Annotated in this window: 20 protein-coding genes; 6 read left to right on the forward strand and 14 right to left on the reverse strand. The window is 70.1% G+C overall.

Going from position 1 to position 24,824, the window contains the following annotated elements; genetic code table 11:
* Positions 1 to 86: 86 nt before the first annotated feature.
* Entirely contained in the window at positions 87 to 1,532 is a 1,446-nt protein-coding gene (yczR, locus tag ACT26F_RS07665) for a MocR-like transcription factor YczR (RefSeq protein ID WP_471669919.1), read from the forward strand.
* Positions 1,533 to 1,538: 6 nt separating this feature from the next.
* Here yczR and ACT26F_RS07670 read toward each other — a convergent pair whose 3' ends face one another.
* The gene (locus ACT26F_RS07670) at positions 1,539 to 3,563 is read right to left on the reverse strand and encodes a glucose PTS transporter subunit IIA (RefSeq protein ID WP_471669920.1); all 2,025 of its coding nucleotides are present in this window, start codon (positions 3,561 to 3,563) and stop codon (positions 1,539 to 1,541) included.
* A 204-nt stretch (positions 3,564 to 3,767) separates the two neighbouring features.
* On the opposite strand from ACT26F_RS07670, the gene ACT26F_RS07675 reads away from it, so the two are divergent.
* Positions 3,768 to 5,258: an APC family permease gene (locus ACT26F_RS07675; RefSeq protein WP_471669921.1), complete on the forward strand. Its 1,491-nt coding sequence runs from the start codon at positions 3,768 to 3,770 to the stop codon at positions 5,256 to 5,258.
* Positions 5,255 to 6,145, forward strand: a complete 891-nt coding sequence (locus ACT26F_RS07680) for a universal stress protein (RefSeq protein ID WP_471669922.1) — start codon at positions 5,255 to 5,257, stop codon at positions 6,143 to 6,145. The genes ACT26F_RS07675 and ACT26F_RS07680 overlap by 4 nt, the downstream gene beginning before the upstream one ends.
* A 68-nt stretch (positions 6,146 to 6,213) precedes the next feature.
* On the opposite strand, the gene ilvC is transcribed toward ACT26F_RS07680, so the two are convergent.
* The 6 genes from ilvC to ilvD all read right to left on the reverse strand — a co-directional run bounded on the left by ilvC (position 6,214) and on the right by ilvD (position 14,013).
* Positions 6,214 to 7,281: a ketol-acid reductoisomerase gene (ilvC, locus tag ACT26F_RS07685; RefSeq protein WP_471671670.1), complete on the reverse strand. Its 1,068-nt coding sequence runs from the start codon at positions 7,279 to 7,281 to the stop codon at positions 6,214 to 6,216.
* An 18-nt stretch (positions 7,282 to 7,299) separates the two neighbouring features.
* Entirely contained in the window at positions 7,300 to 7,830 is a 531-nt protein-coding gene (gene ilvN / locus ACT26F_RS07690; RefSeq protein ID WP_471669923.1) for an acetolactate synthase small subunit, read from the reverse strand.
* Positions 7,830 to 9,668 carry an acetolactate synthase large subunit gene (locus tag ACT26F_RS07695; RefSeq protein WP_471669924.1) on the reverse strand — a complete coding sequence of 613 codons (1,839 nt, stop codon included), beginning with the start codon at positions 9,666 to 9,668 and terminating at the stop codon, positions 7,830 to 7,832. The genes ilvN and ACT26F_RS07695 overlap by 1 nt, the downstream gene beginning before the upstream one ends.
* A 216-nt stretch (positions 9,669 to 9,884) precedes the next feature.
* Complete coding sequence (locus tag ACT26F_RS07700) at positions 9,885 to 11,312, reverse strand: SDR family NAD(P)-dependent oxidoreductase (RefSeq protein ID WP_471669925.1); 1,428 nt, start codon at positions 11,310 to 11,312, stop codon at positions 9,885 to 9,887.
* A 9-nt stretch (positions 11,313 to 11,321) separates the two neighbouring features.
* Positions 11,322 to 12,308 carry a hypothetical protein gene (locus tag ACT26F_RS07705; protein WP_471669926.1) on the reverse strand — a complete coding sequence of 329 codons (987 nt, stop codon included), beginning with the start codon at positions 12,306 to 12,308 and terminating at the stop codon, positions 11,322 to 11,324.
* Positions 12,309 to 12,318: 10 nt separating this feature from the next.
* Entirely contained in the window at positions 12,319 to 14,013 is a 1,695-nt protein-coding gene (gene ilvD, locus ACT26F_RS07710; RefSeq protein WP_471669927.1) for a dihydroxy-acid dehydratase, read from the reverse strand.
* A gap of 76 nt (positions 14,014 to 14,089) precedes the next feature.
* Between ilvD and ACT26F_RS07715 the strand changes: the two genes are divergently transcribed.
* A complete protein-coding gene (locus ACT26F_RS07715) occupies positions 14,090 to 16,477 on the forward strand; it encodes a PKD domain-containing protein (protein WP_471669928.1) in 2,388 nt (795 codons plus the stop codon).
* Here the strand turns inward: ACT26F_RS07715 and ACT26F_RS07720 are convergent.
* Genes ACT26F_RS07720 through ACT26F_RS07735 form a run of 4 tightly spaced genes read right to left on the reverse strand, consistent with a single transcriptional unit; the run spans position 16,437 to position 19,339 of the window.
* Positions 16,437 to 17,120 (reverse strand): hypothetical protein, encoded by a 684-nt coding sequence (locus ACT26F_RS07720; protein WP_471669929.1) that lies wholly within the window; start codon positions 17,118 to 17,120, stop codon positions 16,437 to 16,439. The two genes, ACT26F_RS07715 and ACT26F_RS07720, sit on opposite strands and share 41 nt — an antisense overlap.
* Positions 17,120 to 17,743, reverse strand: a complete 624-nt coding sequence (locus ACT26F_RS07725; RefSeq protein ID WP_471669930.1) for a SatD family protein — start codon at positions 17,741 to 17,743, stop codon at positions 17,120 to 17,122. The genes ACT26F_RS07720 and ACT26F_RS07725 overlap by 1 nt, the downstream gene beginning before the upstream one ends.
* 46 nt (positions 17,744 to 17,789) lie before the next feature.
* Entirely contained in the window at positions 17,790 to 18,818 is a 1,029-nt protein-coding gene (locus ACT26F_RS07730) for a patatin-like phospholipase family protein (protein ID WP_471669931.1), read from the reverse strand.
* A gap of 41 nt (positions 18,819 to 18,859) precedes the next feature.
* On the reverse strand, positions 18,860 to 19,339 hold the full coding sequence (locus tag ACT26F_RS07735) for a pyridoxamine 5'-phosphate oxidase family protein (RefSeq protein WP_471669932.1): 480 nt from the start codon (positions 19,337 to 19,339) through the stop codon (positions 18,860 to 18,862).
* A 75-nt stretch (positions 19,340 to 19,414) separates the two neighbouring features.
* On the opposite strand from ACT26F_RS07735, the gene ACT26F_RS07740 reads away from it, so the two are divergent.
* Positions 19,415 to 20,476: a zinc-binding metallopeptidase family protein gene (locus tag ACT26F_RS07740; protein WP_471669933.1), complete on the forward strand. Its 1,062-nt coding sequence runs from the start codon at positions 19,415 to 19,417 to the stop codon at positions 20,474 to 20,476.
* Positions 20,477 to 20,513: 37 nt separating this feature from the next.
* Here ACT26F_RS07740 and gatB read toward each other — a convergent pair whose 3' ends face one another.
* From gatB to gatC, 3 genes are read right to left on the reverse strand one after another with little or no spacing between them, the layout of a single operon-like run.
* A complete protein-coding gene (gene gatB, locus ACT26F_RS07745; RefSeq protein ID WP_471669934.1) occupies positions 20,514 to 22,010 on the reverse strand; it encodes an Asp-tRNA(Asn)/Glu-tRNA(Gln) amidotransferase subunit GatB in 1,497 nt (498 codons plus the stop codon).
* Positions 22,007 to 23,512: an Asp-tRNA(Asn)/Glu-tRNA(Gln) amidotransferase subunit GatA gene (gatA, locus tag ACT26F_RS07750; protein WP_471669935.1), complete on the reverse strand. Its 1,506-nt coding sequence runs from the start codon at positions 23,510 to 23,512 to the stop codon at positions 22,007 to 22,009. The genes gatB and gatA overlap by 4 nt, the downstream gene beginning before the upstream one ends.
* Positions 23,509 to 23,811 carry an Asp-tRNA(Asn)/Glu-tRNA(Gln) amidotransferase subunit GatC gene (gatC, locus tag ACT26F_RS07755; protein WP_471669936.1) on the reverse strand — a complete coding sequence of 101 codons (303 nt, stop codon included), beginning with the start codon at positions 23,809 to 23,811 and terminating at the stop codon, positions 23,509 to 23,511. The genes gatA and gatC overlap by 4 nt, the downstream gene beginning before the upstream one ends.
* 90 nt (positions 23,812 to 23,901) lie before the next feature.
* On the opposite strand from gatC, the gene ppk2 reads away from it, so the two are divergent.
* Positions 23,902 to 24,801 carry a polyphosphate kinase 2 gene (gene ppk2 / locus ACT26F_RS07760; RefSeq protein WP_471669937.1) on the forward strand — a complete coding sequence of 300 codons (900 nt, stop codon included), beginning with the start codon at positions 23,902 to 23,904 and terminating at the stop codon, positions 24,799 to 24,801.
* The last annotated feature ends 23 nt before the right edge of the window (positions 24,802 to 24,824 follow it).

A 24,824-nucleotide genomic window follows, 5' to 3' on the forward strand; every position in this document is an offset into this window, starting at 1 on the left:
CCAGTAGGAGGATCAGGAAGAGCATGCCTCCAGCATGACCCCAACTGGACTTTGAATCCATGGCCAGTTCTGCCACAGTGGCCTGTATGGACCGGATCGCTCCCCTCTCCGCACGCCAACTGGCCATCCTTGTCGGCGAGCTCGACTCCGGCACCGGACCGACCTACCGCCGGCTCGCCGATCGGGTGCGCGCCGCGATCAAGGACGGCCGGATCACGGCGGACACCCGCCTCCCGAGCGAGCGGACCCTCGCGGGGGCCACCGGCCTGAGCCGGACGACCACGACCCGCGCCTACGAGCTGCTGCGCGACGAGGGCCTGCTCCGGACCCGGCAGGGCTCCGGGAGCGTCGTCGACCTGCCGCTCGGCATCGCCCGGGCGACCAGCATGCTCGCGCGGCCCTCCGGTCCGGACGGGATCGCGCTGACGACGGCGGCCACCGAGGCCCCTGCGGGCTTCGCCCAGCTCGTGGAGCGGGCGATGCGGGCACTGCCCTCGGTGCTGGCGACCGACGGCTACCTGCCCGACGGCCTGCCGGCCCTGCGCGAGCGCCTCGCCGAGAGGTACACGCAGGACGGGCTGCCCACCGATCCCGAGCAGCTGATCGTGACGAGCGGTGCGCAGGGCGCGCTCTCGCTGCTGGCCTCGACGCTCGTCCGACCCGGCGACCGGGTCCTCGTCGAGGGCTGCGGCTACCCGCACGCGTTCGACGTGCTGGGACGCGCGGGCGCGCGGCTCGCTCCCCTGCCGCTCGCCGACACGCCCTGGCCGATCGACGACGTCGCCCGGCTCGCGCCGGCCGCCCGCCTGGCCCTGCTCGTCGTCGACTTCCACAACCCCACCGGGGCGCTGCTGGACTCGGCCGGCCGGGAGCGCATCGCCGGCCTGCTGTCGACGCACGGCGTGACGACGATCCTCGACGAGACGATGCGCGACGTGAACCTGTCCGGCCGGCCCCTACCCGAGCACTTCGCCGTGCACGACCCCGAGGCGATCGTCGTCGGATCGGCCGCCAAGTCACTGTGGGGCGGACTGCGGATCGGCTGGATCCGGGCACCCCATGCGCTCGTGCCGAAGCTCGTCCAGGCCCGCATGGTGCGCGACCTCGGCACGGCGGCCCTCGACCAGGTCGTCGCCGCGGCGGCGCTGACCGGCGACGAGATCGACCACGAGGCACGTCGTGCCGAGCTGAGGCTGCGCCGTGACACGCTGCGTGCGGCCCTGACCCGTCGGCTGCCGTCGTGGCACGTCAACGAGCCCGAGGGCGGACTCTCGCTGTGGGTGACGCTGCCCGAGGCGGCGAGCTCGGCGCTGACCGTCGCCGCGGAGGCCGAGGGCGTCGCGCTGACACCCGGGCCGCGGTTCTTCCCGACCCTGCCCGCCGTCGGCGAGCATCACCTGCGACTTCCCTTCGCCTTGCCTCCGGAGCGGCTCGAGGTCGCCGTGGACCGGCTCGCCCGCGCCTGGGACCGCGTCGGCTCGACCGGGACGGGCGCGACGTGCGATCCCGACGCGGTCAACCTGATCGCCTGAGCGACCTCACGCCGGAGCGGCAGCCGCCTTCGTCTCGATCGAGAGCAGCGGATCGCCCGCCGACACCGGACCGAGCTCGATCGGGTCGACGGTGTCGAACTTGGCGCCGTTCATGACGATGACGGGTGTCACGAGCGAGTACCCGGCCTTCTCGATGACGCCCCGGTCGAAGGTGACCAGCGGCGTGCCCTGCTCGACCTTCTGACCGGCCTTGACGTGCACGTCGAAGCCCTCGCCCTGCAGGTTGACCGTGTCGATGCCGACGTGGATCAGCAGTTCGATGCCGCCGTCGAGCACGAGCCCGAAGGCATGGCCCGTCGGTTGGGCCGCGACGACCATGCCGGCACCGGGTGCGTATACCGTGTCCGACGAGGGCTCGATCCCGACACCTGGCCCCATCGTGCCGCCCGCGAAGACCGGATCGGGCACGTCCGTGAGCGCGATGACGTTGCCGTCGACCGGTGCGGCGACCTGCAGCACCGCGCCGACCCCCGCGTCCGCCGCCGGAGCCGGGGCCGAGGCGGTGGCCCCGGACGCGACCGCGGCCGCACCCGCGCCACTTCCGCCGGCCGCGGCAGTCGCGGCCGCCTCCTCCTCGGGGTTCTTGTAGCCCGAGAGGACGACCAGCGTCATCGCGACGAAGAACGCGGCCGCCACGGCGACGCCGTAGAGCAGGACGCTGTCGAATGCCGGGATCGTCAGCAGCGAGGTGAACACGAACGCGTTCGTGGTGACGCCGCCACCGATGCCGATGATCAGACCACCGACGAAGCAGCCCACGAGCATGCGTGGGTAGATCCGCTTGAACCGCAGATGGATGCCGTACAGGGACGGCTCGGAGATGCCGCCGAGCAGACCGGCCGCGAGGGCGCCGGTGGCGGTCTGCTTCATCTGCGCGTCGCGTTCACGCCACGAGAGCAGCAGGACGCCGGCGGTCGCGCCGAAGCAGGCGAAGTTCCAGGCGCCCATGGGGCCCTGGATGTAGTCGTAGCCCAGCGTCTGGATGTTCAGCAGCATGATCGCGTTGATCGGCCAGTGCAGGCCCAACGGCACCATGAACGGGTACGCCAGCGGGATCACGATCGCGAAGATGAAGGGCGAGAAGTCGTTGATCGACTTGAGCACGTCCGCCAGACCGGCACCGACGTACACACCGATCGGGCCGATCAGGAACGCCGTCAGCGGGATCATGATCAACATGGCGAAGAACGGCACGAAGATCAGCTGGATGTTCTCGGGGATGAGCTGCTTGAGGTACTTGTAGACCAGGCCCAGGACGGCCGCCATGAGCAACGGCGGGAACACCTGCGAGCTGTAGTCGAAGATCGTGAGCGGGATGCCGAAGATCGGCACCGTCGTGATCTCGGAGCCCAGGAACGTCAGCTGCTTGGCCGTGTCGGCCTCGGCGAGGGCCTTGAAGCCCGGCAGCATCAGCACCGCCATGACCGAGAAGCCGATCCACGGATCCACGTCGAGCTTCTTCGAGGCGTTGTACGCGACCATGAGCGGCAGGAACACGAAGACGCACTGCCACATGAGGTTGACGAAGTCCCACGAGGGCGGCAGGTCCGTGCGCGGGTCGGCCCAGTTGCCGATCACGTCGAGCGTCGACATGAGCGACATGAACGTGATGAACAGCGACGCGCCGAGCAGGGCGCCGATGATGGGCCGGAACGAGTCGGACAGGAACTCGAAGAGATTGTCGAGCCACGCGAGCTTCCCGCGCGGGCCCTGCGAGCGGGCCGCCGCCTTGATGTCCGCGTCGGTCGGCGTACCGGCGCCGCCGGACATCTCCGGGAGAGCCATGATCTCGTTGTAGACGGTCTGGACGGCGCCACCGATGACGACCTGGAACCGGTCGCCGGCCTGGGGCACGGCCCCCAGCACGCCGTCGATGGACTCGATCGTGTCCTTGTCCACGGCGGATCCGTCGTGCAGCTGGAAGCGCAACCGAGTGGCGCAGTGGGTCAGGCTCGCGACGTTCGCGGCGCCACCGAGCCCAGCGATGATCTCCGAGGCTGTGTTCGACATGGGACTTCTCCTTTGAAGCTTTCCCGCCGGTATGGGCCGACGCCCCTGAGAGTGACCCTAGTACCGCCCGTGGGCCACTGGCGAGACCTTGCCCACGCCGTAGCGCGGCCGTCCGACGAGCTCTTCCTATTGCGGCGGTCCCCCACGGGCACCAGAGTGCTGTGAGGCGCCTCCGGTCGGGGTGACCGCGACCCGAGGAGATCCATGGACGTCCTGAGGAAGAAGAGCGTCGACGACGTCATCCACCAGAACGACGAGCCCCACGGTGAGGGCGAGAGTCACGGGAACCTGCGCCAGCACCTGTCCGCCTGGGACCTGATCGGCTTCGGGATCGGCATCGTCATCGGCACCGGGATCTTCACCCTGACCGGACTGCAGGCGAAGAACAACGCCGGACCGGCCGTGACGATCTCGTTCCTCATCGCCGGCGCGGTCGCCCTGCTGGCGGCGCTCTGCTACGCCGAGCTGGCCTCGGCCGTGCCGACGGCGGGCAGTTCCTACACGTACAGCTACACGACGATCGGCGAGATCTTCGCCTGGATCATCGCGTGGGACCTGATCCTGGAGTTCGCGCTCGGCTCCGCGGTCGTGGCGCGTGGCTGGTCCGGCTACGTGGCCGGTGTCTTCGACCTGCCTGCGAAGTGGTTCGCCGAGGAGGGCTCGGTCGTCAACATCGGCGCGATCGGCATCACGATCGTGCTGGGCTGGGTCGCGATGCGCGGTATCCGCGAGTCGGCCTGGGTCACGAACGGCCTGGTCATCATCAAGGTCATCGTGTGCGTGTTCGTCATCGCGGTCGGCGTGTTCTACATCGACACCAAGAACCTCGTGCCGTTCATCCCGCCGTCGCAGCCGCCGTCGGGCGACGGCACCGCCGAAGGCCTCAAGGCGCCGCTGTGGCAGTTCCTCACCGGGATCGAGCCCTCGACGTACGGCGTCGCCGGCGTGTTCATCGCCGCGGCCGTCGTGTTCTTCGCCTACTCCGGCTTCGAGGCCGTCGCGAACCTCGGCGAGGAGACCAAGAACCCCAAGCGCGACATGCCGCTGGGTCTGCTCGGCACGCTCGCGATCTGCACCGTCCTGTACGTCGGCGTGTGCCTCGTGATGACGGGCATGGTCAACTACAAGGACCTCTCCGAGGGCGACGCCGTCGCGGACGTCTTCGACCAGGTCGGACTGGAGTGGGCCGGCATCCTCATCGGGATCGCCGCCGTCGCCGGTCTGACGTCCGTGATCCTCGTCGACATCGTCGCGATGGGTCGGATCGGGTTCGCCCTGTCGCGTGACGGACTGCTGCCGGACGTCTTCCGGCGCATCCACCCGACGTGGGGCACCCCCGTGCTGATGACCGCCCTGACCGTCGGTGCCGTCGTCCTGCTGGCCGGGTTCGTCCCGATCTCGGTGCTGGCCGAGATGGTGAGCATCGGCACCCTGTTCGCGTTCGTGGTCGTGGCGATCGCCGTGATCGTGCTGCGCAGGACCGAGCCGGACATGGACCGGCCGTTCCGGACGCCGTGGGTGCCCGTCCTGCCGATCATCACCGTGGCATCGTGCCTGGGCCTGATGGCCAGCCTCGCGGTCGAGACGTGGCTGCGCTTCGTCGTGTGGCTGCTGCTCGGCTTCATCGTGTACTTCGCCTACGGGTACCGCCACTCGCGGCTGAACCAGCGGACGCCCGAGAGCGACGCGGCATGACGATCGTCGTGGGCTACGGCGCCGACGCCCGCAGCGGAGCGGCGCTGGACCTCGCCGCCGACCTGGCCCGGACCTCCGGCGACGAGCTCGCCGTCGTCAGCGTGGTCCAGGACGGCTGGGAGACCCTGCGCGACTTCGCAGGCGTGGACGACGAGTGGAGGCGGCAGGTCCGCTCGCAGGCCGACGAGGCGCTCGCCCAGGCCCGCACCCGGCTCGGCACCGAGGTCACGGCGTCGATGAGTGTCCGCACCTCGCGCTCGATCCCGCAGGCGTTGCTGGAGGAGAGCCGGAAGCGGTCGGCCCGGGTGCTCGTGGCGGGCTCGGCGTCGAGCGGACCACTGGGCCACATCGCCTTCGGCAGCACGAACGACCGACTCGCGCACAGCGCCGAGACACCGGTCGCGATCGCTCCGCGCGGCCACCGCACGAGCGACGGCCGGATCGACCGCATCGTGCTGGCGGTCGATCCCACGGCGTCGGACCTGGACCTCGCGCGGATCGTCGCCGAGACCGCCTCGTGGCTGGGGTGCCGCGTCGAGGTCGTCACGTTCGCCGTCCGCAGCGAGGCACGGACGGCCTTCGCGGCGTTCGCCGACCAGGGCATCGTGGCCGCGTGGCGCGAGATCGTCCGCGACCATCAGCAGCAGGTGGTGGAACGGATCACCGACCTCGCTCCGGAGATCTCCGTCTCGGCGGCCGGGGTGGCTGCCGGCGAACGCTGGTCCCTGGCGCTCGATGCGTATCCGTGGGGCAACGGTGATCTGCTCGCCGTGGGCTCGAGCCGCCACGGCCCGGTCGCCCGAGTCTTCATCGGCTCGACGGCGACCCGCATCGTGCACCACTGCCCCGTCCCCGCGCTGCTGCTGCCGCGGCCCGGAAAGCGCTGAGCGTGACGTTCGAGGGGTGATTCGGGAGGAAACACCCCGCGAACGTCACGCTCAGCGGGTCCGGTGGGTCAGCGCGCGGCCGAGCCCTCCGTGTAGTCGTCGTCGGACTGCTTCCACGCGAAGTGGGCGCGCAGCGCCTTGCCGGTCGCCTCGATCGGGTGGCCGGCCTCCTTCTCGCGCAGCTCGAGGAACTCCTTGGCGCCGTTGTCCTGGTCCGCGATGAAGCGCTCGGCGAACGCACCGGACTGGATGTCGGCGAGGACGTCCTGCATGCGCTCCTTGACGCCCGCATCGATGACGCGCGGACCCGAGACGTAGTCGCCGTACTCGGCCGTGTCGGAGATGCTCCACCGCTGCTTGGCGATGCCGCCCTCCCACATCAGGTCGACGATGAGCTTGAGCTCGTGCAGGACCTCGAAGTACGCGATCTCGGGCTGGTAGCCCGCCTCGCTGAGCGTCTCGAAGCCGGCCTGGACGAGGTGCGACACGCCGCCGCACAGCACGGCCTGCTCGCCGAACAGATCGGTCTCGGTCTCCTCGGTGAACGTCGTCTTGATGACGCCCGCGCGGGTGCCGCCGATGCCCTTGGCGTACGACAGCGCAACGTCCCAGGCCTGGCCCGAGGCGTCCTGCTCGACCGCGATGATGTCCGGGATGCCACGGCCCGCGACGAACTCACGGCGGACGGTGTGGCCCGGCGCCTTCGGCGCGACCATGATGACGTCGATGCCCTCGGCTGGCTTGATGTAGCCGAAGCGGATGTTGAAGCCGTGGCCGAAGACCAGCGTGTCGCCCGCGGCGAGGTTCGGCGCGATCGACTCGGCGTAGACGTGACGCTGGACCTGGTCGGGCGTGAGGATCACGACGACGTCGGCCTCCTCCACGGCGTCGGCGACCGGCAGGACGCGCAGGCCCTCGGCCTCGGCCTTCGCCTTGCTCCGGCTGCCCTCGGCCAGGCCGATGCGGACGTCGACGCCGGAGTCGCGCAGGTTGAGCGCGTGGGCGTGACCCTGGCTGCCGTAGCCGATCACGGCCACGTGCTTGCCCTGGATGAGGGACAGGTCGGCGTCGTCGTCGTAGAACAGTTCAGCCACGATTCTCGGTTCTCCTTGGTTGAGGTGGTTCGCAGGGCGCAGTCGCGCCGTGGTTCGGATTCAGCCCGCGACCGTGCCGGGCACGGCGCGCAGGGTGCGGTCGGTGATCGACCGCGAGCCGCGACCGATCGCGACGCGGCCGGACTGGGCGATCTCGCGGATGCCGAACGGCTCGAGGACGTTCAGCATCGCGCCCAGCTTGCCGGCGTCGCCGGTCGCCTCGATCGTCACCGAGTCGGTGGCGACGTCGACGACCTTCGCGCGGAACAGTTGGACGGTCTCGAGGACCTGGCCACGGGTGCTCGCGTCGGTCTTGACCTTGATCAGCATGAGCTCGCGCTCGACGGCGTTGCCGGAGTCGAGCTCGACGATCTTGAGCACGTTGACGAGCTTGTTCAGCTGCTTCGTGACCTGCTCGAGCGGGAGCTCCTCGACGTTGACGACGATCGTCATGCGCGAGATCTCGGGGATCTCGGTGGGACCGACGGCCAGCGAGTCGATGTTGAAGCCGCGGCGCATGAACAGGCTCGAGACGCGGGCGAGGACGCCGGGCGTGTTCTCGACGAGCACGCTCAGGGTGTGTTGGGGCATCAGAGATCCTCTTCTTCCCACTGGGGGGCCAGATCGCGGGCGATCTTGATGTCGTCGTTGCTCGTGCCGGCGGCGACCATGGGCCAGACCATCGCGTCGCGCTCGACGACGAAGTCGATCACGACGGGAACGTCGTTGATGCCCATCGCCTTCTCGATGACCTCGTCGAGGTCGTCCTCGCTCTCGCAGCGCAGGCCGACGCAGCCGTACGCCTCGGCGAGCTTGACGAAGTCGGGGATGCGGCGCGCGCCGATCGACTCCGGACCGGTGTTGAGGTCGGTGTTGGAGTAGCGCCCGTCGTAGAACAGGGTCTGCCACTGGCGCACCATGCCGAGCGAGGAGTTGTTGATCACCGCGACCTTGATCGGGATGCCCTCGATCGCACACGTGGCCAACTCCTGGTTGGTCATCTGGAAGCAGCCGTCGCCGTCGATCGCCCACACGACTCGGTCGGGTGCACCGACCTTGGCGCCCATCGCGGCGGGCACGCCGTAGCCCATCGTGCCGGCGCCGCCGGAGTTGAGCCACTGGCGGGGACGCTCGAAGTCGATGAAGTGCGCGGCCCACATCTGGTGCTGGCCGACGCCGGAGCTGTAGATGGCCTCGGCGCCGGCGATCGCGTTGATGCGCTCGATGACGGTCTGCGGGGCGAGTCCCTCGGCCGGCTTGTCGTACGCGACCGGGAACTTCTCCTTCACACCGAGGATGTACTGGCGCCACGCGGTGTAGTCGCCGGTCAGCTCGTCCTCGTCGGACTGCTTCTGCAGCGCCCGGACCAGATCGGCGATGACCTCGCGGGCGTCGCCCACGATCGGCACGTCGGCCGTGCGGTTCTTGCTGATCTCGGCCGGATCGATGTCGGCGTGGATGACCTTGGCGCCGGGCGCGAAGGACTCGAGGTTGCCGGTCACGCGGTCGTCGAAGCGCGCGCCGAGCGTGATCAGCAGGTCGGACCTCTGCAGTCCCGCGACCGCCGCGACCGATCCGTGCATGCCGGGCATGCCGAGGTTCAGCTCGTGCGAGTCGGGGAACGCACCACGGGCCATCAGGGTCGTGACGACGGGGATCTGGGTGAGCTCGGCGAGGATCTTCAGCTCAGCCGAGGCGTTCGCCTTGATGACGCCGCCGCCGACGTACAGCACGGGGCGGCTGGCCTCCGCGATGAGCCTCGCGGCCTCGCGGACCTGCTTGTTGTGGGGGCGCGTCGTCGGCCGGTAGCCCGGCAGCGCGAGCTCGTGCGGCCACGCGAACGACGTGGTGGCCTGCAGGGCGTCCTTGGCCACGTCGACCAGGACCGGTCCCGGCCGGCCGGTCGAGGCGATGTGGAACGCCTCGGCGATGACCCGCGGGATCTCGGCGGGATCGGTCACGAGGTAGCTGTGCTTCGTGATCGGCATCGTGATGCCGCGGATGTCAGCCTCCTGGAAGGCGTCCGAGCCGATGACGCTGCTCGCGACCTGACCGGTCACCGCGACGATCGGGACGGAGTCCAGGTAGGCGTCCGCGATCGCCGTGACGAGGTTCGTCGCGCCCGGGCCCGACGTGGCCATGCAGACGCCGACCTTGCCGGTCGCCATCGCGTAGCCCTGGGCCGCGTGGCCGGCGCCCTGCTCGTGGCGCACCAGGATGTGTCGGATCGAGGAGTCGAACAGCGGGTCGTACGCCGGCAGGATCGCTCCCCCGGGGATGCCGAAGATGACTTCGACACCGGCCGTCTCCAGTGCACGGACGAGGCTCTGAGCCCCGGTCATCGTCTCCGGTGCCGTCTCGGTCATCTCCGTACCCGTCTTGTCCTCGGTCGGCCACGTCGTGATCGTGGCCGGTGCTCGGTTTCCCATCGTATTCCCTCGGTTCCGCAGTCGATTCATCGCATGAAAAAACCCTCGGCCGGTGAGGCGACGAGGGTTTGACGCGCACGCTGTCCCATCGGGAGGCGGCGCGTCAGCGGACTACGAGAAGCAGTGCATGCACGCCCACAGTCTGCGTCGTGGGGCGGATGTGGTCAAGTTCTGAGACATATCCGTCCAGAATGCGGACACATGGTCTCGGCCCGCTCACCAGGGGAAGGGGTCGTAGTCCTTGAGGAAGACGCCGTACAGGTCGTCGCCGGCCTCGCCGCGCACGATCGGGTCGTACACGCGCGCGGCACCGTCGACGAGGTCGAGCGGGGCCTTGAAGCCCTCCTCGGCCAGCCGCTTCTTCGTGACGTGGGGCCGCTCGTCGGTGATCCAGCCGGTGTCGACGGCGGTCATCAGGATGTCGTCGGACTCGAACATCTCCAGGGCGCTCGTGCGGGTGAGCATGTTGAGGGCGGCCTTCGCCATGTTGGTGTGCGGGTGTCCCGGACCCTTGTAGCCGCGCGAGAACTGACCCTCCATCGCGGAGACGTTCACGACGTACTTGCGGCGCGCGGCCGCGGCGGCCATCGCGGGGCGCAGGCGGCTGATCAGGATGAACGGCGCGACCGAGTTGCACAGCTGGACCTCGAGCAGCTCGAGGGCGTCGACCTGTCCGACGTGCTGGACCCAGCTGTTCGTGTGGACCAGGTCGGGCAGCAGTCCCCCGGCGTCGATGCGCTCGAGGTCGGCCGAGCCGGCCTCGAGGGCGATCGCGGTCAGCTCGTCGGCGGTGATCGCGTCCGCGGCGAGCATCGGGTGCGATCCGACCGAGCCGACGAGTGACGCCGGATGCGCGTCGCTCGTGTGCCCGAACGTCACGAGCTCGGGGGTGAAGCCCTGCGGCAGCGGCTGCGCCTCGGCATCGGCGATCGCCTGGTAGGCACCCGGCTGGCGCTTGACCGTCTGCGCCGCGTTGTTGATGAGGATGTCCAGCGGTCCGGAGGCCGCCACCTCGTCGGCCAGGCCGATCACCTGGGCCGGGTCGCGCAGGTCGATGCCGACGATCTTGAGCCGGTCGATCCACTCGGCACTGTCGGGCTGGGCGGTGAACCGCCGGACGGCATCGCGCGGGAAGCGCGTCGTGATCGTCAGGTGCGCGCCGTCGCGCAGCAGTCGCAGCGCGATGTACATGCCGATCTTGGCGCGGCCGCCGGTGAGCAGGGCGCGTCGTCCCGTGAGGTCGGTGCGCGCGTCGCGCTTCGCGTGGCTGCGGGCCGCGCAGTCGGGGCAGAGCTGATGGTAGAACGCGTCGACGACCGTGTACTTCTGCTTGCAGATGTAGCAGCCACGCGGGACCTGCAGGACGCCCGCGGAGGCTCCCCGGGTGTTCGAGACGAGCGCGATGCCGGCGGTCTCGTCGTCGATGCGGCGCGGCGAGCCGGTGGCGGTCAGCGAGACGACCTCGCGATCGGCCTCGTTGACGGCGTCACGGCGGGCCTTGCGGCGCTGCTTCTTGACGTCCTTGTAGAACTTCCCGCACGCACGGCGCAGGGCGACGTACGCCTCATCCTCGTCACCGAGGAACTGCGCCTGACCCAGCACCTTGAGGGCGGTCGCGAGTTCGTCGTCGGAGAAGGTCGGCACCGGGCGATTCTACGGGGCGACCGGTGGGCGCTCGGTCGCACGGGCGGCGCACCGCCAGGCCACGGCACCGACGGCGAGCACGATCGCGAGCATCGCCACGTTGTGACCGTACTTCTGCAGCGCACTGGTCTGCCCCACCACGGGGTAGTAGGTGAACGCGAGAAGAGCACGCGAGAGCAGCACCCCGAGGGCCACGGCCACCGTGTGCACCGGCGTCCACGCCCGGCGCGGGCCGAGGACCCACAGGGACCCGGCGAGGGTCGCCACGACGGTCACCAGGATCACCAGACCCCACCACGACACCGGGTAGAAGCTCAGCCCCGAGGCGATCACGAGCGCCCCGAGCAGGGTCAGCCACGGCGGGGGCACGCGACCGTCACGCGGCGCCGGCGGCCGGCTCCGCAGCGCCAGCACGACCAGCACGGCGACGACGACGGCGGCACCGAGGGCCTGGGGCGCCGAGGCACCGTCCTCGGTCCGCATCGCGTCGACGCAGATCAGCGCGGCCACGACGGCCCAGGCCAGCACCGCCGCGCCGAGGCCCCACCGTCCGACCCACGCCCGGCGGGTCCCACCGACGGCCTCGGCCAGGGCGATCGGGGCACCGAACGAGAAGATCGCGTGACCGGTGACGTACTCGACGGCGTTGAGCGCACCGAAGCCCAGCACCGGCACGAGCGTCGCGCTCGCCGAGTCGGCGACGACGTCGATGTCGCGATAGTCCACCGTGAACAGCGACTGGTCGACGAGGCCGGCCTGCAGCACGCCGGCGGCCACGGCCAGCAGCACGATGCCCGGCCAGCCGAGTCCGCGGCGCCGGGCGACCTCGCGGATCAGCAGCGCGGGCGCCCCGTAGAGCGGCACGAAGAACAGCAGCCCGAAGACCAGCGTGAACGGGCGCCCCGTCGTGTCGTCGTACGCCGAGAGGTACTCGGCACACACGGGCGACAGCAGCAGCAGGAGCCACGCTGCCGCCCATCCCCGACGCCGCGTCACGGAACGGCGATCAGCCGGTGACGGCGCCCTCGGCGGCCGAGCTGACGAGCTTGCGGTACTTCGCGAGCACGCCCGAGGTGTACTTCGGCGGGTTCGGCTCCCAGCCCTCCCGGCGGCGGGCGAGCTCGTCCTCGTCGACCTCGACCTCGAGGGTGCGGTTCGCCATGTCGAGCTCGATGATGTCGCCGTCGCGCACGAACGCGATGGGACCGCCGTCGACGGCCTCGGGGGCGACGTGGCCCACGCACAGGCCGGTCGTGCCGCCCGAGAAGCGACCGTCGGTCATCAGGAGCACGTCCTTGCCCAGGCCCGCGCCCTTGATCGCTCCGGTGATCGCGAGCATCTCGCGCATGCCGGGGCCACCCTTGGGTCCCTCGTTGCGGATGACGACGACGTCGCCCGCGGCGATCGTCCCGTCCTCGAGAGCGTCCATCGCGGCGCGCTCGCCGTCGAAGACGCGTGCCGTGCCGCGGAAGACGTCGGAGTCGAACCCGGCGCTCTTGACGACCGCTCCCTCGGGCGCGAGCGAGCCACGCAGGATGGTCAGGCCACCGGTCTTGTGGATCGGTCGGTCGAGCGGCCGGATGACGTCGCCGTCGAGCTCGATGTCGAGGTCCTCGAGGTTCTCGGCCATCGTCCGGCCCGTGACCGTGAGGCAGTCGCCGTGCATGAGGCCCGCGTCGAGCAGCGCCTTCATGATGACGGGGATGCCGCCGACCTTGTCGACGTCGTTCATGACGTAGCGCCCGAACGGCTTGAGGTCGCCCAGGTGCGGGACCTTGTCGCCGACCCGGTTGAAGTCGTCGAGGGTCAACGGGACGCCGGCCTCACGGGCGATCGCGAGCAGGTGGAGCACCGCGTTCGTCGAGCCACCGAGCGCCATCACCATCGTGATCGCGTTCTCGAACGCCTCGAGCGTCATGATGTCGCGCGTCGTGATGCCCTGGCGGAGCATGTTCACGACGGCCTCGCCGGACTTCTTGGCGTAGTCGTCGCGACGGCGGTCGGGGGCCGGCGGCGCGGCCGAGCCGGGCAGGCTCATGCCGAGCGCCTCGGCGGCCGAGGCCATCGTGTTGGCGGTGTACATGCCGCCGCACGCGCCCTCGCCGGGGCAGATCGCCCGCTCGATGCGGTCGACCTCCTCGCGCGTGATGAGGCCCTTGATGCACGCGCCGACGGCCTCGAAGGCGTCGATGATCGTGACGTCCTTGCCGTCGACGTTGCCCGGCATGATCGAGCCGGCGTAGAGGAAGACGCTGGCCAGGTCGAGCCGGGCCGCGGCCATCAGCATGCCCGGCAGGGACTTGTCACAGCCGGCGAGGAGCACGGAGCCGTCGAGGCGCTCGGCCATCATGACGGTCTCGACCGAGTCGGCGATGATCTCGCGGCTGACGAGGCTGAAGTGCATGCCCTCGTGGCCCATGCTGATGCCGTCCGAGACGCTGATCGTGCCGAACTCGAGCGGGTACCCGCCGCCGGCGTGCACGCCCACCTTGACCGCCTTCGCGAGCCGGTCGAGCGACAGGTTGCACGGCGTGATCTCGTTCCAGCTCGACGCGACGCCGATCTGGGGCTTCTCCCAGTCGTCGTCCCCCATGCCCACCGCGCGGAGCATGCCGCGCGCCGCGGTCTTCTCCAGGCCGTCGGTGACATCGCGACTGCGGGGCTTGATGTCGATCTCGCGTGAGTCGGGGGTCTCGGTCATGGCACCTAGGTTACGACCGCCGGATCTGCGCCTGCGATCCGCTCCGGCGTTCGGCGCGGCTCGGTAGGATTCGTCCGTGAATCGTGCTGCATCGGCCGTACTGACGGCCGTGGGACTCGTCGTCTCCCTCATCGTCCTGGCACCCCCGGCCGAGGCGGCGACGAAGGTGACGATGAGCGTCGCCTACGCCGGCAATGCGGTGTCGGGGCACCTCACGTCGAGCCGGACGTGCCGGGCGGCGCGCAAGGTCGTCCTGCAGCGCGCACCCTCATATCGGACCGAGCGCACGGTGAGGACCACGCGATCGGGGGCCTTTCGCATTCCCGTGACGCCCGGACCCGGCTACTACGTCGTCAAGACCACGCCGAAGAAGGGCTGTCGCCACGCCGGGCGGCTGCTCACCGTACGTCCCGCCTCGCTCAGCCTCACGATCACGTCGACCGCGGTGTCCGGTGTCCTGGCCAACCCGAGTCTCGCGACGTGCTCACGATCTCGCACAGTCGTCTTGTCAGCCCCCGGCGTCCCCACGCTCACGGCGCGCACGGATGCCGCTGGCCGATACTCCATCGCGCGCACCGCGTCGACTCTCGCGAAGGCCACCACGTACCGCGCGACGGTCGCCGCCACCTCCACGTGTCCTGCGGTGACCTCCGCCACCGCGACGACGGCTGCCAACCAGCTTCCCTACGCCACCTTCGGACCGAACAACACCGCGACCGTCGGTGTGCCCTACGAGTTCATGATCTACGGCGACCCGAAGACCCACGACCGCGACGGCCACGTCGTCAGCTACGACTGGGACTTCGGCGATGGGTCGACCGGCACCGGCCTGAAGCCGATTCACACGTTCATGAACACCGGGACCTTCCTGGTGGCACTGACAGCCACGGACGACGACGGAGCCTCTCGGACGTACTCCAACAGGATGTACGTCAACGAACCGCCCGCCAACCGGGCCCCGCGAGCCTCCTTCTCCACGACCGAACCGCGCGGCCCCGCACCCTGGGCCATCACCTTCGACTCGAGCGAGTCGGTGGACTTCGACGGCACGATCGTGAGTCGCGACTGGGACTTCGGCGACGGCACGCGGACGACCGGCGAGGTCGTCACCCACACGTTCGACGATCCGGGTACCTACACGGTCACCCTCACGCTCACCGACGACGACGGAGCCTCGGCCGCGTTCACCGAGCGGGTGTACTCCGTGGCGCCGCCCGTTCCGGGACCCAACGGCATCACGAAGATCACGAACGGCCTGGCAGGCGCGCAGGCCGACAACAGCTCCTCGGGGGCGTCCGTCTCCGCCGACGGACGCTTCGTGGCCTTCACCTCCGGTGCCGCCAATCTCGTCGAGGGTGACACGAACCGCAAGATCGACGTCTTCCTGCTCGATCGCTCCACCGGTACGACCACCCTGGTGTCACGCGCGGCCACGGGCGATCCGGCGAACGACCACTCGTCCTCTCCCCTGATCTCCGACGATGGCAGCACGATCCTGTTCGCGTCGAAGGCGACCGATCTCGTGGCCGGCACGACTCCCTCACGCCATGACAACCAGCGCTTCTACATCTGGGACCGCGCCAGCGGGAAGGTCACCGCGACCTCCGACTCGGTCGGTGGGCGGCACTTCAGCGGGCCGACCCCGGTGGCGATCTCCGAGAGCGGCCGGTACGTGACCTTCGTGGGCGATGGCTCGTCCCCCAGCGCGTACACGTGGGATCGCGAGACCGACGAACTGACGCTCGTCTCGACCGAACTCGACGGGCAGCGTGTCACGGTCGGGGGCACGTCGATGTCCGCCAACGGGCGGTACGTGGCCTTCGCTGCGGGCCAGTCCCCGATGGAGATCGTCGAAGGAGTCACCGACAACTCGGTCAAGGTGTACCGCTGGGACCGCACGACCGGGGACACCGTGCTCGCTTCGCGGGCACCCGACGGGGCCATCCCGAACGACACCTCGTACAGCCCGAGAGTCAGCGATGACGGAAGCGTCTTCTACGTCTCGGGGGCGAGCAATCTCGTCACATCCGACACGAACGACCGTGACGACGTGTTCCGTTGGGACCCGACGACCGGCACGACAACGCTGGTGTCGGCGCGCTCGGATGGTCGCGCGGCCGAGTTCAGTTCACAATCCTTCGCCGTCTCCTCCGACGGCCGCACTGTCGCCTTCGTCTCGGGCTCCGCTGACCTCGTCCCCGGCGATGCCAACGCCGCCCGCGACGTCTTCGTGTGGAGCCGCGAGTCCGGCACGGTGCGCATGATCACCCGTGCCCACGACGGCCAGCAGGCGAACGACAGCACCTACATGGACCGACTCGCCGTGTCGGCCGATGGCCGTTTCGTCGCGTTCGATTCGCTGGCGACGAATCTCGTCGTCGGCGACGGCGCCTCGGCGGACATCTTCCTGTGGGACCGCGCAGTCACAGAAGCGGCACGAGGACGAGCGCGAGGGTCCAGCTGACGAAGCTGCCGACGAGGACGTACTCGGCCCGCGAGCCGTCGCCGTCGTCGCGGGAGATCTCCGGGAAGCGCAGGATGCCCTTGGCGGCCAAGATCGCCGCGACGCCGCCGTAGTTGCCGCCGACCGCGAAGCCGAACACGAGGATCCGCTCGAGCGGGCCGATCACCCGGCCGCCCTTGAGTCGTCGCTCCTCGGCCAGCAGGCCCGAACCCACGTGGTCGAGGGCGACCCGGACGACGGCGTTCGCCGGTCCGACGAGCGCGACCACGGTGACGGCGGCCAGCACGAACTGGTCGAGCGAGACCCCGTCGAGGGCGGGAATCTCCAGCGACGTGTACCAGTCGAGCAGCGGCGGCTCGGCGCGGTCGATCGCGGGTGAGGCGATGAGGGCCAGCACGCCCGCGACGGCCGTGACGACCATCCCGGGCACCTGCCACGACGGCACGGAGCGGGCGCTGGCCCACCACAGACCGACCACGACGGGCAGCCAGCCCGCGCCGGGGCCGTAGCCGAGGCCGTAGGCGGCCAGCATCACGAGGGCGCCCATCGCGACGATCTCGAGGAGCAAGGGCCAGCCGGAGTCGAAGTGGCGCAGGTACTCGGCCAGGCATACGGCGAGCAGGACGAGGGCGAGCAGCGCCATCAGCGCACCTGCTCGAGTCCGTCGAGCACTGCGAAGGCACCGCAGCGCCGCAGTGACTGGGAGACGGCGGAGGCCGAGATGGCCTCGGCCTCGGCCAGCTCGCGCTGCGTGCGGCCCTGAAGCAGACCCAGCACGAGCCGCCGCTGGCGACCGTCGAAGTCGCTGACCAGCTGGTCGCGGCTCATGGCGTACGCGTTCACGATTCCCCCTCCTTGCACCCACGTGCGCAGACCGACCTGGCGCGACTCGCGCCGGCCGACCTCGTCGATCGCGGCGCGGGCGTCCCACCACGCGGGCCCGTCCTGGGTGAGACCGTACTCCGAGCGACCGACGACTTCGAAGGTCCCCACGCCCAGTCCCACCCTCGCATCCATCTGCTCGGGCAGAGCGAGCCGGACGACGAGCGCGGCCAGCAGTGCGTCGGCGAGGGTCTCGTGCACCGCCTGGAACTCGTCGCCGATCGTGGGCTCGAGTGGTTGGACGGCGGGCACGAGGCGGTTGGCGACGTCGAGCGCCGCGAGCAGCTCCTGCTGGACCTGCGCGCGCGACGGCAGCCGGCGCGAGCCGACGAGGTCACCGACCATGGCCACGCGCTCGTCGGAAGCCGGGGGCTTCATCTCCATGAAATGAAGCATATGCCTTTATTTGAGGAAAGTGAAGGTGAGGACTTCACTCGGTCGCGCTGTGGGCCTCGACCTCGATCGGTCCCGTGCCCGGCTCCGGCACGGCCGGACCGTGGGGATGACGCGAGATCCAGCGCGAGGCCGCGCGATGGCCCGCATCGAAGAGCCCCTGCCGCTGCTCGCTCGTCAGGTCGAAGTCGGTCCAGCGCACCCCCCGCGGCTTCGCGAAGATGCTGCGGTCGAGGGCCGCCGGATCGCTCACGTGCCGGACCTGGGTCGAGTCGACCGTCGTGAAGATCAGGTTCGTCAGCAACGACAGCGGGCCCGTCACGGGCTTGGCCTTGGCCCGCTCCCCCGCGGGCGAGCTGAGCCGCACCCCGAGCGTCGGCCACCGGCTCGGCTGCCCGTCGCGACGGTCGAAGATCTCGATCGGGTAGCTGCGCAGGAGCGAGCCGTCCGCGAGCGTCAGCGTCCCGAAGGGGGACTTCAGCCGCACGGGCTCGAACAGGAACGGGATCGCGGCCGAGGCCCGGACGGCACGGGCGACCGGGTACGCGTCCGCGTCGTGACCGTGTGCCGGCAGGTCCCACGGCAGGTACATGACCCGTTGCCGCGACAGGTCGCTCGCGGTGATGACGAGTCGGTACGACTGCCCCGGCGGCAGGGCGCTGCCGGGATCGTCGAACGCGAGATCGCCGAACGTGCGCACCCCGAGGTCGGCGAGCACGCCGCGCACCCAGTCGTCCAGGTACCGGCCGGGATGGGCGCCGAGGTGGAACAGGACTCCCCACGCATCGGCCGCGCGCGGCCACCAGCCGAGGAACCGCAGCCCCGGACGCCGATCGAGGAACGCCGTGTAGTCGATCGTGCGCATGATCTCGTCGACCCGGCCGAACGGCTCACCGGCCTGCTGCATCGCCGCCATGATCGAGCCGACGAGCGCTCCCGCGGACGAGCCGCCGATCCGGGCGAAGGTGTACCCGTGCTCGACGAGCGCCGTCGCGGCGCCGACGAGCGCGATGCCCTTGACTCCCCCGCCCTCGAGCACGAGGTCGACCGTGCGCTGCTCATCCACGACTTCGACTCTAGGCCGTCGGCTCGCCGGGGGTACCGCGCTCAGAGCCGGATCGTGTCGTTGTCCCCGAGGTCGGGCTGCGCGTCGGTCACGAGGCCCTTCACGAGCTGGATCGCGGCGCTCACCTTGCCGGGCGACTCCCAGTACTCGGCCGTCGTCGCCTCGATGCGCAGCGCCACGTTCTCGGCGTCGTCGGGACCGCCGGACATGAACGCGCCGGCGGAGGCGTCCCACAGCTGCTCGATCTTCGCGCGGTCATCGCTGACCTGGGCCGTGCCGGCGATCGAGACCCAGCCCGAGTCACTCGCGTACGCCACGTTCACGCGTGGATCGGCGGCGATCGCCTGCGCCTTCTCGCTGCTGCGCTCGGTCAGGAACCACGTCGTGCCGGGGTGGTCGAAGTCCTGCGTGCCCATCGGCGTCGACACCAGCGCTCCCTCACGCGACACGTACGTCAGGGTGGCGAACCGGGTGTCGCGCATGATCGTGGCGACCGTCTCGAGGGCATCATCCGTACTCATGTCTCGACCCTCGCACGCGCATCGGAGCCCCGCCTCCCGGGCGCGGGCCGCACGCGGCGAGGCTAGGCTCCGGACGTGCGTGCCCTCACCTGCCCCCGCTGTCATGCGTTCGTCGAGTTCGAGGACCTCGGCTGCGGGGAGTGCGAGACCGAGTTCGCGTTCCACCACCCGACCTCGACGTTCCACCCCCTCGATCGGGCGGGGATCGAGATCGACGGGACGACGTGGTTCGCGTGCACGAACCGGTCGTGGCGCTGCAACTGGCTGGCCGCCGACGACACCGGCTCGGGCACGTGCCTCGCGTGCCGGCTGATCCGCCGGCGTCCCGCCGCCGACGACACGATCGCCCTGGAGAAGCTCGCCGACACCGCTGCGCGGCTGCGCATGCTCGTGCACCAGCTGATGGACCTGGGCCTGCCGATCCTGCCGTGGGACGTCTACGAGGGCGGGCTCGGCTTCGACCTGCTCTCGAGCCTGAGCGAGGGCGAGCGGGTCACGATCGGTCACGCCAACGGGATCATCACGATCGACCTCGCCGAGTCGCTCGCCGACCACCGCGAGCGGCTGCGGATCCGCCTCGGCGAGCCCTACCGGACGATGCTCGGACACTTCCGGCACGAGGTCGGCCACTACTTCGAGATGCTGCTGTTCCGAGCTCGCCCCGAGCTGATCGACCGCGTGCGCGCCCTCTTCGGGGACGAGCGCGCGAGCTACTCCGACGCGATCGACCGCCACTACAGGTTCGGGGCACCCGACGACTGGCGCGACGCGTTCATCTCCGAGTACGCCACGATGCACCCGTGGGAGGACTTCGCGGAGTGCTTCGCCCACTACCTGCACATCACGGACACGCTCGACACCGCCGCGTGGTCCGGCCTGATCCTGCAGGCCCGCGAAGGCGGCCGCACGCCCGGCGGCGATCTCGCGCCGCCCAAGGCGACCGACGAGCCCGACTTCGACGAGATCCTCGACGACTGGCGCTGGGTCTCGGTCCTGCTCAACCGGATCAACCGGTCGATGGGCAAGGACGACCTCTACCCGTTCCTGATCAACGCCGCCGTCGCCGAGAAGCTCGGCTTCATCCACGAGACCGTCCGGCACACGTACGCCCAGTTGGAGGGCACCGGACGGGACTGAGGCCCGACCGACCCGAGGGTCAGCCGGGCTCAGACCGTCAGGACAGCTTCTCGATGATGAGCTCGCGGACGCGGCCGGCGTCGGCCTGTCCGCGCATCTCCTTCATCACGAAGCCGATCAGCGCGCCGGCCGCGGCGACCTTGCCGTCGCGGATCTTCTGCGCCGCGTCAGGGTCGTTCGCGATCGCGCGGTCGACGGCCTCGCCGAGCGCGCCGTCGTCGGAGACGACCTCGAGCCCGCGGGCCACGACGACGGCCTCCGGCTCGCCCTCGCCGGCCAGCACGCCCTCGAACACCTGACGAGCGAGCTTGTCGTTGATCCGGCCGGCGTCGATCAGGCCCTGGACCTGGGCGACCTGCACCGGCGTGATGGCCAGCGCGGACACGTCCGTGCCCTGCTCGTTCGCGGTGCGCGCGAGCTCGCCGAGCCACCACTTCTTCGCGGCGGCCGGCGGCGTGCCCGCGGCGATCGTCAGGGCGACGAGGTCGAGCGCACCGGCACCGACCGTGTCGCGCATGTCGAGATCGCTGAAGCCCCACTCGACCTGCAGCCGCTTGCGGCGCTCGGCCGGCGGCTCGGGCAGCGTGCCACGCAACTGCTCCACCCAGGCCGGGTCGGGCGCGACGGGCGCGAGATCGGGCTCGGGGAAGTAGCGGTAGTCGTCGGCGTCGGACTTGGGACGACCGGCCGACGTGCTGCCGTCGGACTCGTGGAAGTGCCGGGTCTCCTGGACGACGGAGCCGCCGGCGTCGAGGATCCCCGCGTGGCGGCCGATCTCGTAGCGGACGGCGCGCTCGACCGAGCGGAACGAGTTGACGTTCTTCGTCTCCGACCGCGTGCCCAGCACACCGCTGCCGAGCGGCGTGAGCGACAGGTTGACGTCGGCGCGCAGCGAGCCCTGGTCCATGCGCGCGTCCGAGACATCGAGGGCGACCATGAGGTCGCGCAGGTAGTTGACGTAGGCGCGGGCCACGGCGGGCGCCTTGTCACCGGGCACGTGGATCGTCCTGGTGACGATCTCGATCAGCGGGATGCCGGCGCGGTTGTAGTCCAGCAGCGAGTGGTCGGCGCCATGGATGCGGCCCGTGCTGCCGCCGACGTGCAGCGACTTCCCGGTGTCCTCCTCCATGTGGGCGCGCTCGATCTCGATCCGGTACGTCTCACCGTCGACGTCCAGGTCGACGTGGCCGTCGAAGGCGATCGGCTCGTCGTACTGCGAGGTCTGGAAGTTCTTCGGCATGTCCGGGTAGAAGTAGTTCTTCCGCGCGAACCGGCACCACGCGGCGATGTCGCAGTTGAGCGCCAGGCCGATGCGGATCGCGGACTCGATCGCCTTCGCGTTGACGACCGGCAACGCACCGGGCAGACCCAGGCACACGGGGCAGACCTGCGTGTTCGGCTCGGCGCCGAACTCGGTCGGGCACCCGCAGAACATCTTCGTGGCGGTGTTCAGCTCGACGTGGACCTCCAGGCCCATGACCGGCTCGTAGCGGGTCAGCGCGTCCTCGAACTTCACGAGCGTCGGGCTGCTCATCGGGCGACCTCCAGTTCGGGGGCGAGCGAGGCGAAGGCGGCACCGTCACGCTCGACCAGCAGGCGCTCGAGCGCGGCCGCGGCGTTGTAGAGACGGTCGTCGGCCAGCGCGGGGGCGAGGAACTGCAGGCCGACCGGCAGACCCTCGGACAGGCCGACCGGCACCGAGATGCCGGGGACGCCGGCGAGGTTGGCCGGGATCGTGGCGATGTCCTGCAGGTACATGGCCAGCGGGTCGTCGAGCTTCTCGCCCAACGGCCACGCGACCGTCGGCGCGGTGGGCGAGGCCAGCACGTCGACCTGCGCGAAGGCGTTCTCGAAGTCCTGCGCGATGAGCGTGCGGACCTTCTGCGCCGAGCCGTAGTAGGCGTCGTAGTAGCCGCTGGACAACGCGTACGTGCCCAGGATGATGCGGCGCTTGACCTCGTCGCCGAAGCCCGCGTCGCGCGATGCGGCCATGACCTGCTCGGCGCTGGGGTCCACGAGACCCTCGGGCGTGACGCGCAGTCCGTAGCGCATGGCGTCGAACTTGGCGAGGTTGCTGCTGACCTCACTGGGCATCACGAGGTAGTACGCGGCCAGACCGTGCACGAAGTTCGGGCACGAGACCTCGACGATCTGCGCGCCGGCCTTCTCGAGCAGCTCGATCGACTCGTCGAACCGCTGGCGGACGCCGGGCTCGAAGCCCTCCCCACCGAGCTCGGTGACGACGCCGATCCGCAGGCCCGCCACGTCGGCGCGACGCGCGGCCTCGACGACGGGGGGCACCGGCACGGCCAGGCTCGTGGAGTCGCGCGGATCGTGACCGGCGATGACCTCGTGCAGCAGGGCCGCGTCGAGGACCGTGCGGGTCACGGGGCCGGCCTGGTCGAGGCTGCTGGCCATCGCGACGAGGCCGTAGCGCGAGACGCCGCCGTAGGTCGGCTTGACGCCCACCGTGCCGGTGACGGCGCCGGGCTGGCGGATCGAGCCACCGGTGTCGGTGCCGATCGCCAGCGGGGCCTCGAACGCCGCGACGGCGGCGGCCGAGCCGCCACCGGATCCGCCCGGGATGCGGTCCGTGTCCCACGGGTTGCGGGTCGGACCGTACGCGGAGTGCTCGGTCGACGAGCCCATCGCGAACTCGTCCATGTTGGTCTTGCCCAGGATCGGCAGTCCCGCGGCCTTGAGCCGGCTCACGACGGTGGCGTCGTAGGGCGGGATCCAGCCCTCGAGCATCTTCGAGCCGCACGTCGTCGGCAGGCCGACGGTCGTGAGCACGTCCTTGACCGCGATCGGCACGCCGGCGAGCGCGTGCAGGTCCTCACCCGCGGCCCGGCGGCGATCGACGTCGGCCGCCGTCGCCAGCGCACCCTCGGCGTCGACGTGCAGGAAGGCGTGGATCTCACCGTCGACCGCGGCGATGCGGTCGAGGTGCTGCTGCGTGGCCTCGACCGAGGTCACGCTGCCGTCGGCGAGCGCCGCGGCGAGATCGGCCGCGGACGAGCGGGTCAGGTCGGTCATTCTTCTCCCAGGATCTTGGGCACGAGGAAGCGCTGCTCCTCGCTGGCCGGGGCCATCGCGAGTGCCTCCTCGGGCGTGAGGCCGGGGACGACCTCGTCGGGGCGGAACACGTTGGTCACCGGGACCGGGTGGCTCATGGCGGCCACGTCGTCACCGGCGACGCCCTGGACGACCTTGACGTGCTCGAGGATGGCGGGCAGCTCGGCGCCGAGTCGGTCCAGTTCCGCCTCGGACAGTTCGATCCGCGCGAGGCTCGCCAGGTGGGCGACGTCGTCGCGGGAGATCTCGGGAGACGACATGGTCTCCATCCTAGTGAGCCGGGCAGGACGGCCTCCAGCGGCGTGCCTGCTTCACCATCCGTTCACCCCGCCCGCGTATACGTTCGTGCCATGCTCCCCTCCTCCCTGCTGACGCGTATCCCCGAGGGCTTCACCGTCGTCGACGACGATGACGACGATCCCGTCCTGATCGACCCGGACGGCAACGTGGTCGAGACGTGGCGCGACGGCTATCCGTACGACACGAAGATGACGCGCGAGGAGTACGAGACGCAGAAGCGTCGGCTGCAGATCGAGCTGCTCAAGCTGCAGTACTGGATCAAGGACACGGGGCAGCGGTTCGTGCTCGTCTTCGAGGGCCGTGACGCGGCGGGCAAGGGTGGCACGATCAAGCGGTTCACCGAGTGGCTCAACCCGCGCGGTGCGCGCGTCGTGGCGCTGGAGAAGCCGACGGAGGTCGAGGCCGGCCAGTGGTACTTCCAGCGCTACGCCCGGCACCTGCCGACCCGCGGGGAGATCGTGTTCTTCGACCGGTCCTGGTACAACCGCGCGGGCGTCGAGCGGGTCATGGGCTTCGCGTCGCCCGAGCAGTACGGCGAGTTCTACCGGCAGGCGCCGGCGTTCGAGAAGATGCTCACCGGCGACGGCGTCCACCTCGTGAAGTTCTGGTTCTCCGTCGGTCGTGCCGAGCAGCTCACCCGGTTCACGATCCGCCAGATCGACCCGGTGCGGCAGTGGAAGCTCTCGCCGATGGACCTCGCCTCGCTCGACCGCTGGGACGAGTACACCGAGGCGAAGGAGGCCATGTTCAAGAAGACCGACACGAAGCGGTCCCCCTGGACGGTGGTCAAGAGCAACGACAAGAAGCGGGCCCGGCTCGAGGCGATCCGCCACGTCCTGCACCGCTTCGACTATCCCGGCAAGGACACCGACGTCGTCGGCGTTCCCGATCCGCTCATCGTCGGCGCCGCGGCGGACCTGTTCGACATCGACAACCCCGACTTCGACTGATCCGCGGGCCGGGGCGGGTCGGG

Source organism: Aeromicrobium sp. SP1 (assembly GCF_055663785.1).

Excerpts from the sequence above, each read along its gene's own strand:
- yczR (WP_471669919.1), top strand. The coding sequence starts at position 87 with ATGGACCGGATCGCTCCCCTCTCCGCACGCCAACTGGCCATCCTTGTC.
- ACT26F_RS07670 (WP_471669920.1), bottom strand. The coding sequence starts at position 3,563 with ATGTCGAACACAGCCTCGGAGATCATCGCTGGGCTCGGTGGCGCCGCG.
- ACT26F_RS07675 (WP_471669921.1), top strand. The coding sequence starts at position 3,768 with ATGGACGTCCTGAGGAAGAAGAGCGTCGACGACGTCATCCACCAGAAC.
- ACT26F_RS07680 (WP_471669922.1), top strand. The coding sequence starts at position 5,255 with ATGACGATCGTCGTGGGCTACGGCGCCGACGCCCGCAGCGGAGCGGCG.
- ilvN (WP_471669923.1), bottom strand. The coding sequence starts at position 7,830 with ATGCCCCAACACACCCTGAGCGTGCTCGTCGAGAACACGCCCGGCGTC.
- ACT26F_RS07695 (WP_471669924.1), bottom strand. The coding sequence starts at position 9,668 with ATGGGAAACCGAGCACCGGCCACGATCACGACGTGGCCGACCGAGGAC.
- ilvD (WP_471669927.1), bottom strand. The coding sequence starts at position 14,013 with ATGACCGAGACCCCCGACTCACGCGAGATCGACATCAAGCCCCGCAGT.
- ACT26F_RS07720 (WP_471669929.1), bottom strand. The coding sequence starts at position 17,120 with ATGGCGCTGCTCGCCCTCGTCCTGCTCGCCGTATGCCTGGCCGAGTAC.
- ACT26F_RS07725 (WP_471669930.1), bottom strand. The coding sequence starts at position 17,743 with ATGGAGATGAAGCCCCCGGCTTCCGACGAGCGCGTGGCCATGGTCGGT.
- ACT26F_RS07735 (WP_471669932.1), bottom strand. The coding sequence starts at position 19,339 with ATGAGTACGGATGATGCCCTCGAGACGGTCGCCACGATCATGCGCGAC.
- gatB (WP_471669934.1), bottom strand. The coding sequence starts at position 22,010 with ATGAGCAGCCCGACGCTCGTGAAGTTCGAGGACGCGCTGACCCGCTAC.
- gatA (WP_471669935.1), bottom strand. The coding sequence starts at position 23,512 with ATGACCGACCTGACCCGCTCGTCCGCGGCCGATCTCGCCGCGGCGCTC.
- gatC (WP_471669936.1), bottom strand. The coding sequence starts at position 23,811 with ATGTCGTCTCCCGAGATCTCCCGCGACGACGTCGCCCACCTGGCGAGC.
- ppk2 (WP_471669937.1), top strand. The coding sequence starts at position 23,902 with ATGCTCCCCTCCTCCCTGCTGACGCGTATCCCCGAGGGCTTCACCGTC.